General features: G+C 59.9%; 8 protein-coding genes. All 8 read left to right on the top strand.

All coding sequences use genetic code 11. From position 1 onward, the window contains the following. A partial coding sequence (locus FJ222_11160; protein MBM4164979.1) for an acyltransferase occupies positions 1-317 on the top strand: 317 nt, incomplete at its 5' end. A gap of 110 nt (positions 318-427) precedes the next feature. Beyond that, complete coding sequence (locus tag FJ222_11155; GenBank protein ID MBM4164978.1) at positions 428-1,138, top strand: hypothetical protein; 711 nt, start codon at positions 428-430, stop codon at positions 1,136-1,138. Then, complete coding sequence (locus tag FJ222_11150; protein ID MBM4164977.1) at positions 1,131-2,297, top strand: glycosyltransferase family 4 protein; 1,167 nt, start codon at positions 1,131-1,133, stop codon at positions 2,295-2,297. Before FJ222_11155 ends, FJ222_11150 begins: the two co-directional genes overlap by 8 nt. After that, a complete protein-coding gene (locus FJ222_11145) occupies positions 2,281-3,453 on the top strand; it encodes a glycosyltransferase family 4 protein (GenBank protein ID MBM4164976.1) in 1,173 nt (390 codons plus the stop codon). The genes FJ222_11150 and FJ222_11145 overlap by 17 nt, the downstream gene beginning before the upstream one ends. Next, positions 3,450-4,649 (top strand): glycosyltransferase, encoded by a 1,200-nt coding sequence (locus FJ222_11140; GenBank protein MBM4164975.1) that lies wholly within the window; start codon positions 3,450-3,452, stop codon positions 4,647-4,649. The genes FJ222_11145 and FJ222_11140 overlap by 4 nt, the downstream gene beginning before the upstream one ends. Position 4,650: 1 nt before the next feature. Next, the gene (locus tag FJ222_11135; GenBank protein MBM4164974.1) at positions 4,651-5,796 is read left to right on the top strand and encodes a polysaccharide pyruvyl transferase family protein; all 1,146 of its coding nucleotides are present in this window, start codon (positions 4,651-4,653) and stop codon (positions 5,794-5,796) included. A 7-nt stretch (positions 5,797-5,803) separates the two neighbouring features. After that, positions 5,804-7,000, top strand: coding sequence for a hypothetical protein (locus tag FJ222_11130; protein MBM4164973.1), 1,197 nt, complete (start codon positions 5,804-5,806; stop codon positions 6,998-7,000). Positions 7,001-7,013: 13 nt separating this feature from the next. Next, positions 7,014-7,565, top strand: coding sequence for a putative colanic acid biosynthesis acetyltransferase (locus FJ222_11125; protein MBM4164972.1), 552 nt, complete (start codon positions 7,014-7,016; stop codon positions 7,563-7,565). Positions 7,566-7,615: the final 50 nt, after the last annotated feature.

Here is a 7,615-nt window from a genome sequence, read left to right as displayed (position 1 = left end):
GTACGATCACAGCGGTACAGTCCGTGAGGATCGGCGACCGTGTCTTATTGGGTTCGGGCTGCCTGATTACGGATAATGACGCGCATCCGATCGACCCTGAGGCGCGGCGGCGCGGCGGTGGCGGTGTTGCGCGGCCGGTGGTGCTGGAGTCCGATGTCTTTATAGGGGCGAGGGCTATCCTTCTCAAGGGGGTCACGATAGGCCGGGGCAGTGTGGTCGGTGCGGGTTCGGTGGTCACGAAGAGCGTGCCCGCGTTCAGTATCTGCGCCGGGAATCCGGCGCGTGTCGTGGGCGATTCGCGTCGTCGCGCTGAGTGAGGGGGATTCGAATGCGGTATGCGTTTCCGGCTGTTGGCAGGACTGGGGTCTCCAATATGCTGTTTACTTGGGCACGCGCGGAGGTGTTCTGTCGGCGGCAGGGTGCGGTGATGCTTGCCCCGCGCTGGACGAAGTTCATGCGGGTGGGCCCCTGGCTTCGCGGTGAACGTGACAAGCGGTACTATCTAAACATGTTCTCCAACGCGGGCATGATTGGCGGACTGGGTCGGGAGGCGCTCTTACGGCTGTTGCCGGGAGTGGAGGAGGGTGCCTCGACCGTTGCTTCGGAAGGGCGCCGCAGCGTTATTTGGTTCAGGGGCATGGAGCAGTTCTTTAATCCTTTCCTGTCGGAGCAGCCGCTGATTGCGGAGCGCTTGCGCGCAATCACGAATCCCGCGATTGTGAGACGGGTCGATGAGGCGGCGGGAGTGTCGTCTATCGGTGTCCATATCCGGCGCGGCGATTTCAAATGCGGGGGGCACACGATACCGGACGCCTGGTACCTGAGGGCGATCGGCGCGGCGCGTGAGCGGTTGCCTGGCGTGCCTGTGCGGGTGTTCAGCGACGCGTCGCCGGCAGAGCTTGCCTTCCTGAAAGGGGTCGAGAACCTGCGTGTGATGCCGTCTGCGCCCGCGCTCCACGATCTGCTGCTTCTCAGTCGGTCGAGTTTGGTGGTGGGCACAAGTTGGTCGACCTTCAGCATGTGGGCGGTGTTCCTCGGGCAGATGCCAAGTCTGTGGCATCCGCGTGTGCCGCCGCCGGATCTGATGTTGCCGGGAACTGAGACGCCCCTTCTATTGGCGGATGTAAACAATGGCTGATACTTCGTCAGACCTTCGTATCCTCTGGCTGGGCCCGTTGCATAGTGATGCGGCAATCGCACGGCGCCGCGCGGCCAATCCGGCCGCTGCTGTCTGGACGCGCGGACTGCTCGGCGGGCTCAGAAAGAACGGGGCCAGTGTCGCCGGGTTGACCCATTGTTACGAGCAATCATGGCCACAGGGCGACTTCTGGCCCGGCGGAAAAGCGGAGTTTGACGCGGAGATCCGCCCGTCGTTCATCCGATATCCCAATATCGCCCGGTTACGTGAGCCATACCTATGCCGTGCATATGCCCGGAGGGTGCGCGAGCTGTTGAGAAGCGGGCGGTTTGATGCGGTGGTCTGCTATAACACCTTGCATCCGTATCATGTGGCCGCCCTGCGTGTGGCGTCCGAACTGAGTGTCCCGTGTTTTCCGATCATCTTGGACGCAGACGATCCGCGGGCTGACGGCTGGGCGGCCATTCGACACGAGACGCAGTATGCGTCCGGCGTGGTCTTTCTCTCCTACTGGGCGGCGTGCAACTATCCGGGTGCCGTTCCGACGCTGCACCTTGACGGCGGAGCGCCATATTGGCGTGGCGACTGGGAGGACAGCATTCTGGACGAGGGTCGAGTTGTTTATACCGGTGCGCTTGACCATTACCGCGGGATTGCGTTTCTTGCTGCTGTAGTGCGTCAGCTTCCTGCCTGCGGCTGGCGGCTTGTGCTTTGCGGGCGGTCTGACCGCGAGCAGGTTCGCAAGCTGTTTGGAGATGACGAACGTGTGGTCTTCAAAGGGTTTGTGGACGATGCTGAACTCCATGAGATCTGTTCCCGGGCTGCTCTGTTTATCAGTATGCGGCCGCCTGAGGTGCGCGAGAATATCATGAACTTCCCCTCGAAGATCTCTCACTACCTGTCATACGGCAAACCGGTGGTCAGCACATGGATCGACAGTTTCCATCCAGATTATCGTGGCCTGTTGCAGGTGGTTTCCGATGAGGACCCGCGTGCGTTCGCGGCGGCGATCACCGACGTGCTGGCTTGGGGTCTGGAGCGGCGGACCGAGTTCCGTGATCGAGTGCGTGACTGGTTTACCGCGAATAAACTCTGGGAACGGCAGGCATCCCGTCTGCTCGGATGGATGAAAGAGCGTTCACATGGCGGCGTCGCGTAACAGAAGGATCGAGGTCATCCAGAACATTCCGAGCCCCTACCGGTTGCACCTCTTTGAGGTGATGGCTGAGGCTTTGGATGCCAGGGGCATCGAGTTCTTCGTTCACTTTCTGTCGCGTGGTCATGCTGCACGGCCGTCGGCGTGGCGCAACCCGACCGTACGGTTCCCACACCGTTACTGGTCGGGGTGTGGCGTCCGATCGTTCCACCTGAACCCTGGCCTGATCGCCCGCCTTTGGCGTGATCCGCCGGAGGTGCTTGTGATCGGCAGCACCTTTGACACGATCACAAGCGCGATCGTCGCAACGACGGTCCACAGCCGGCTGAAGGTCGCCTGGTCGGAGGGGAATACGGCGACCCCGGGGCGGTTGGACGGCCTTCTGGGTCGGTATAAGCGGTGGGTTTTCAAGCATTGTGAGCGAATCGCGGTTCCGGGGCGTTCCGCCGTGGAGTATGTCGCCCTGCACCAGACGAGAACCCGCTGGCGGATGCCGGAGCCGGTACTCTTGCCAAACTTGGTTGATGAGCGGCGCTTCAGCCCGCGTGAGGCTTGGGAACCTGCTGAGATCAGGGCAGCCCGGCGTGTGCTCTTGGGCGAGTCGGAGGCGGATAAAATCTGTATCTGCCCGGCGCGGCTGGAACGGGTGAAAGGCCTTCAGGAACTGGTCGAGAGGCTGCCGAGCGCGGCGTTAGCCGGATGGAAGATTGTCATTTTTGGGCAGGGTTCGCTGCGCGAGGAGCTGCTGACGAGGATTGCCAAGCGGGGTTTGTCCGGTACGGTCGAGATTCGTGATTATGTGCCTTACGCCGAGATGCCGAAATATTATGCGGCGTCGGATCTGTTTCTGTTGCCGTCGCGGCATGATCCCAATCCGTTGTCAGTGGTCGAGGCGCTGCACAGCGGCTTGCCCGTTGCACTGACCACGCGGGCGGGCAATTATTACGAGGCGTTGGAGGAAGGGGTCAACGGTTGGTCTTTGGATGTTGATGACGCCGCAGCGTATACCGAGGCCTTGCGGCGTGCGTTTGTGGCTCCGGCGGACGAGAGGGTGGCGATGGGGCAACGCTCCAAGGAGCGTGCCAGGGCGAACTGGTCCTCACGCGAAGCGGTGACTCGGTTTCTTGACGCGCTCGGGCTGGACGGGGACGTGCGATGAGGGTTCTGCATATCTGTAGCGGGGTTGATCCGCGCAGCGGGGGGCCGACCCGTTCGATCACCGGACTGTGTCGTGCGCTTGCCGGGGCGGGGGTCGATACGACACTCTATGTTCGGTCGCCGCGACATGCGGTTTCTGAGCCTGGGGCGCTACGTGTGCTGTATGGGAGCGGCGGCGGGCTTACGACGACGCGGTCTGAACTGGTGCGCTTGTTTGAGGACGTCAGGCCGGAGCTGGTTCACCTGCACGGTTTGTGGCTCACCATTAACCATCTGGCGATGTGTCAGGCGCGCCGCCGCAGTATTCCGGTCATCCTTTCGCCGCGCGGCATGTTAGATCCCTGGGCCTTGAGACAGAAGGCGCTTAAGAAGCGGTTTGCGCTCTGGCTCTACCAGCGGCGTGACCTGCGCGCGGTGCGTGCCTTTCATGCGACGGCCAGCCAAGAGGCTGAGAATATCCGGGCGAGCGGTGCCGAGCAACCGGTCTGCGTGGTCGCCAACGGCGTGGAGCTGCCCGACGTGATGCCGCCTCGGGTTCGGCTGTCCGAGAACATCCGGACGGCGTTATTCCTCTCGCGGCTACATCCGGGTAAGGGGTTGCTGGATCTGGTGGCGGCCTGGTCGCGGCTGCGGCCGCAGGGCTGGCGGGTACGCGTGGTCGGTCCAGACGTCTGCGGGCATCGGGCTGTGGTCGAGGCGGCGCTTAACCGGGCCGGTCTGTTGGGGCAGTTTGAGTTTGTGGGGGAACTGGACGATCAGGCAAAGTGGAGCGCCTATACAGAGGCAGACCTGTTCGTTCATCCCTCGCACAGCGAGAATTTCGGCATGTCGATTGCGGAGGCTTTAGCGTCGGGGTTACCGGTGATCGCTACCAAGGGTGCGCCTTGGTCAGAGTTAGTAGGAGAGCCCTCACGCGCATTCGATCTCCAGCAAGAGGGCTCAGTCCAGGGTACAAGCACGAGTCTGCCAGGTTGTGTGGGCCGTGCTGGCTGGTGGGTGGATATTGGCGTTGAATCTCTAGCTGAGGCGTTACGGGAAGCGATCAGTCTGACGGACGATGTGCGTCGGGACATGGGTGGAAGTGGCCGTCGGTTGGTCCAGAAGAAATACACGTGGTCGGCTGTGGCAACCCAGATGAAGGATGCGTACACGTGGCTGATCCATGCGGGTACGGCACCCACATGCATGAGGTTCTAACATGGCCAAGATTGGCATCATCACAATCTTTAAGTCCGACAATTACGGCGCAGAACTTCAAGCCTTTGCGCTGCAGAAGAATTTGGAGCTGATGGGATTCGACAGCGAACTGATCGACTACCCTTTCTATAAGCATCCCTCACATCAGCATACCCGCGGTTCCGCCCCGCTTTTTCCTATTGGAACGGCCAACAGATTAAAGGAGTGGACCTATCCCTATTGGCAGTACGTGAAGAGTCTACCACGCCGCCAGGATGTCTTTACACGTAGGACCCGGATGGATGCGTTTCATCGCGCCTATACGCGGTTGTCATTGCGAACCTACCACACAATTGAACAGCTCAATGCGGCCGATCACCCGTATGACGTCTTCATGGTGGGGAGCGATCAAGTGTGGAATCCGCGTATGAACAGTTCGTTGGACCCCTATTTTCTTACTTTTGCACCGGAGGGAAGAAGGCGGGTATCGTATGCGTCGAGCTTTGGTGTCTCGAAGCTTCCCGAGGTTGTGAAGCGGGTGTATTCGCAACGATTGTCGGTCTTTGACGCGCTCTCTGCGCGAGAAAAGCAAGGTGTAGCGATCCTGCGCGAATTGGTTGGCAGAGACGCGGCTCATGTGCTGGATCCGACGCTGCTGCTAGGCGCATCCGATTGGGACCGGGTCGCCGTTTCGCCGACTGTGGACGCCCCGTATGTATTGTTGTACGAATTGATGCCGTGTGCGGCCGCTATGGTTGTGGCCAAAAACGTTGCCCGGGAAATCACGGGGGCGCGTGTGATTCGTATCTGTGGCGACGGCGGGCAGGTCCCGACGCGCGGCATAACCGACGTTGCGGATGCGGGGCCGTCTGAGTTCGTCGGCCTGTTTCTGCACGCCGCGGCGGTGGTGACCAACTCCTTCCACGGAACGGCGTTTGCCGTCAATTTCCAGAAGCCCGTTTTCCCCGTCATCCCCAAGAAAATGACAAATTCCAACCGCATTTCTGGCCTGCTGGAGATGACCGGGCTCACGGGGAGATCCATCTCGGCCGGACAGGAGCCGCCGCAGGAACTGACGCTCACGTTCGATGCTTCGGCTGTGGTCGCTAGGCTGGACGCGGCGCGTGAACGGTCGCTGACGTATCTTGCCGCTGCGGTTGCAGGATGAGTATAGGGTGGCGTCGTTTGTGAGAATCGATACGGCCAACAAAGAGAAGTGCTGCGGGTGCGGGGCATGCGTCGTTGCCTGTCCGAGTGCCTGCATCCGGATGCAGCCGGATGAGGAGGGTTTTGACTATCCGATTATTGACGTATCCGCTTGCGTCGATTGCGGGAAATGCCTGGCATGCTGCGGCATGCAGAACCCTCAAAACCTGCATCCGGTGGAGGCCGCCTATGCCGCCTGGCATACGGATGACGCGGTGCGTCGAGAGGGGACATCCGGGAGCGCGTTTGCGGCTATTGCGGATACCGTCTTCCGGTCCCATGGCGCTGTAGCCGGCGCGATGTTTTGTGACGGTTTTCATGCTGTCAAACACGTGGTTGTTGAAACGATCCAGGCACTACAGGCTCTCCACGGATCCAAATACGTTCAAAGCGAGACAGCCGATTGTTTTCGCGCAATGGGTGCGAGGTTGCATGCGGGTCAGATTGTGTTTTTCTCGGGAACGCCCTGCCAAGTGGGGTCGGTGCGTCGACTGGCCGAACACTGGCACGCAACCGACCGGCTGATTACCTGCGATATTGTCTGTCACGGTGTTCCGTCACCAAAAGTCTTCCGCAACTATGTGACCGAACTGGAGCGCACACAGGAGAGCAAGATTGTCGATTACTCCTTTCGCGATAAAAAGCTCGGCTGGAATTTCCCGCGGGTCCGTATCGCGTATGCAAACGGGGTTGCGACCAGACGGATTCCTTGGGCTGACGCCTATTTCTGGGGTTACTCGATTAATGCTTTTCTCCGTCCGTGCTGTTATGTGTGCCCCTATGCGACCGCGCAACGAGCGGGGGATCTAACGTTGGCTGACTGTTGGCGTGTAGCGGCTTCACACCCGCAGTACGATGACAACCAAGGCACGTCGCTTGTGCTTGAGAACACCGCCAAAGGGAGAGAGCTGCTGCGTGAAACACAGACGCGCAACCTGCTCTTTATGGGGCAATACGATTTCCGGTTGGCATGCGAACGGAATACGCCGCTGCGACAATCATCCCCCGAGCCTTCCGTTCGGAAGCGCTTTTTTGACGTACTACGAGATACAGGAAGCTTTTCAAAAGCGGCAACCCTGTATATGAACCGGAGGTTCCTGTTGCAGAAGCAAGCAGAAAGGGTGGTTAAGTACTTTTTTTGGCCGTTGCTCAGGCGCCTGCAATAGCCGGAGTGTGCATATGCTGACTGTAAAGCCCTACATGAACCGCTTGCCATATCGTGATAAGTTGGCCAGATTCGTCTGGAGTCTTGTGTGGAGCGTTTTCTTCCGCACGACACCGTTCTGGTGCCTACGCAGCTGGCGCGTCTTTCTCTTGCGTCTTTTCGGGGCACGAGTGGGCACGGGTTGCGTCATTCATCCGAGTTGTCAAATATGGGCACCCTGGAATCTGGAAATGGGAAATTATGTCTGCTTGTCGCACAACGTTGACTGTTATACCGTGGCCCCCGTTCGAATCGGGGACAAGGTCTGCGTCAGTCAGCGGACGTTCATCTGCACAGCTTCTCATGACATCACGCATCCTGATAACATCCTGATCTGCCAACCGATCAGGATTGACCGTTTCGTCTGGATTGCCGCCCAGGCTTTTGTCGGACCCGGCGTGACGATCGGCGAGGGGGGCGTTGTCGGCGCGTGCGCGGTGGTAACCAGGGATGTGGAGCCATGGATCGTGGTCGCGGGGAACCCGGCGCGGGTCATTGGGAAGAGAGTGATTCGGGAAGAGCAGTAGCAGTAGCATTGGCAGTGGCAGTGGCAGTGGCAGTGGCAGTAGCAGTGGCA

It is taken from the genome of Lentisphaerota bacterium (assembly GCA_016873675.1).
In the GTDB taxonomy this organism is placed as follows: domain Bacteria; phylum Verrucomicrobiota; class Kiritimatiellia; order RFP12; family JAAYNR01; genus VGWG01.
The sequence above is the reverse complement of the archived record's forward strand: the minus strand, read 5'-3'. Positions and strand labels throughout refer to the sequence as shown.